The 2543-nt window shown below is 63.8% G+C and carries 2 protein-coding genes; both read right to left on the bottom strand.

Features of this window, described 5'->3' with window-relative positions:
* On the bottom strand, window positions 1–1224 hold a 1224-nt coding region (locus tag ACPYOI_RS35445; RefSeq protein ID WP_481424096.1), incomplete at its 3' end, for an aldehyde dehydrogenase family protein.
* A gap of 21 nt (window positions 1225–1245) precedes the next feature.
* Entirely contained in the window at window positions 1246–2529 is a 1284-nt protein-coding gene (locus tag ACPYOI_RS35440) for an NAD(P)/FAD-dependent oxidoreductase (RefSeq protein ID WP_481418457.1), read from the bottom strand.
* Between the last annotated feature and the right edge of the window lie 14 nt (window positions 2530–2543).

The raw sequence follows: 2543 nt of genomic DNA, 5'->3' as shown, positions 1-2543 counted from the left end.
CTTCATGACATAGAGGATCGGCGCGAAGGTCTCGTGCTCGACCGGACCCGTCTGCGACGGCATTTCGACCAGCGCCGGACGCACATAGAAGGCATCGGCAGAACCGTTCTCAACACGGTCGCCGCCGGTGACCTTGCCGCCCGCCGACTTCGCGTCGGAAAGCGCCGACTGCATCTTGTCGAAAGCCGCCTTGTCGATCAGCGGACCAACCAGCGTGCCGTTCTCCAGCGGGTTGCCGATCGTGACCGATCCATAGGCCTTCTGCAGGCGCGGAACGAGCTGATCGTAGACGCTCTCATGCACGAAGAGGCGGCGAAGCGTCGTGCAGCGCTGGCCGGCAGTCCCCATGGCCGAGAAGGCGACGCCGCGAAGGGTGAGATCGAGATCGGCCGTCGGGCAGATGATCGCGGCGTTGTTACCGCCGAGTTCGAGGATGGCACGGGCGAAACGCTGCGACAGACGTGGACCGACGGCGCGGCCCATGGCCGTGGAGCCGGTGGCGGAAACCAGCGGCACCTTCGGGTGATCGACAAGAACTTCGCCGACATCGCGGCCGCCAATCAAGAGCGTCGAGAGGTTCGCCGGCGCCTGGCCGCCTTCGGCGACGAAACGCTTCAGCGCCTTCTCGAACAGCGCTTGCACGGCAAGGGCCGTGAGTGGCGTCTTTTCCGACGGCTTCCAGACGGTCGAGTTGCCGCAGACGAGCGCCAGCGCCGCATTCCACGACCAGACGGCAACCGGGAAATTGAACGCGGAAATGATGCCGACGACGCCGAGCGGATGCCAGCTCTCCATCATGCGATGTTCGGAGCGCTCGGTGGCGATCGTCAGGCCGTAGAGCTGACGCGAAAGGCCGACGGCGAAATCGCAGATGTCGATCATCTCCTGGACCTCGCCAAGGCCCTCGGAAGTAATCTTGCCGACTTCGATCGAAACGAGACGGCCGAGCGCTAACTTCGCCGAACGAAGCTCCTCGCCAAGCAGGCGGACCAGTTCGCCGCGCTTCGGCGCCGGCACGGCCCGCCATTCGGCGAAAGCCTTATGCGCTTCGTCGATCGCCTTTTTGGCATCGGCGACGGAATGCTCCTTGAGCAGGCCGATTTCCTTGCCCGTGACCGGCGAGGTGACGCGCAGCGTGCCGCCGGTATAGCGGGCGGCGTCAACGCCGAGTTCGGACAGCAGCTTCTTCGTTTCGGCTGCGAGATCGAGGCTAGCGATGGTCATGTGTTTCCAACCTTCTTGTTCTTAAAAGCGTGCATCGGCGAAGTGCGCGACCTGGGCGCCGGCTTCGTACCACATTTCCTTGAGTGCGCGGAACCCCGGCTCCCTCGGGTCCGTCAAGGGCAGCGGCAAATCGGCTTCACCGATCTTGCCGAGAATATGCTCCGCCAGCGTACGGCCGAAGACCGTGCCGGGCGCAATGCCGCGGCCATTATAGCCAGAGAAGCCCACGACATTGGGCGCGAATTTGTGGAAGCGCGGCAGTGCATTGTCGGTCATGCCGATCTTGCCGTACCACTCGTATTCGAACTCTACATCGCCGATCTGCGGAAAGAGTTTCTTGAGGGACCGCCTCGCCCAGGCTTTATGGACTGCGGCACCGGTGTTGCGCAGCGCCCCGACGCTGCCGAAAACAAGGCGGCCGGCTTGGTCCATCCTGAACGAGGAGAGGATTTCCTTTGTGTCCCAGACGCCTTCGCGGCCGGGAAGGATGGACTGTTGCAGGTTGTGACCGAGCGGCGCGGTCGCCAGGTTGAAATAGGGAAGATGCACCTGCTCGCTGCGCACCTGCTCCCAGGGCCCAGTGCTATAGGCATCCGTCGCGACGATGATCCATTCAGCGGTCACCTGGCCCGTCGCGGTTTTCACTGTCCATCGGCCGCCATTTCGCTCGGTCACGATGACCGGGCTCGATGTATGGAGGGAAACGCCAGCCTTGACGGCTGCATGCGCCAAGCCGCGGGCATAGGCGAGCGGCTGCAGCGTTCCGGCGCGCATATCAAGCAGCGAACCGGCGTAAGCAGTGCTGCCGATGCGGCGCGCGGTCTCAGCAGCGTCCAGAAGCTTGACCGGGGCTCCGCGCGCAGACCATTGCGCGGCACGCGCCTCGATTTCCTTCAGCCCCTCCGCACCGACGGCGCAATGGAGCGTGCCGTTCTTTTCAAGCTCGCATGCAATGCCGTGCTTTTCGATCAGCTCCATGACGAGGCGTGGCGCATTGCCCAGAAGGTCGAGCAGCCGCTCACCATAGACCGGACCGAGCACGCCAGGCAGATCGTCTGGCATCACCCACATGCCGGCATTGATAAGCCCGACATTGCGGCCAGCCCCGCCGAAGCCGATTTCCTTGGCTTCGAGCAGCACGACCTTCGACCCGGCCTCGGCAAGATGAAGACTGGACGAAAGCCCCGTGTAACCGCCGCCGACGACCACGACATCGGCCAATACCGTACCGTCCAGCGCCGGTGTTTCCGGCGGCTGCGGAGCGGTCCTTTCCCAAAGCCCGTGGGAGCGGGGATCATCCAGCATCGGTCAGTCCATTC

It is taken from the genome of Rhizobium sp. SVR5-2C, assembly GCF_056755115.1.
This window is presented reverse-complemented; position numbering and strand designations above follow the sequence as displayed.

Coding starts and splice junctions, on each gene's coding strand:
- ACPYOI_RS35440 (WP_481418457.1), bottom strand. CDS start 2,529: ATGCTGGATGATCCCCGCTCCCACGGGCTTTGGGAAAGGACCGCTCCG.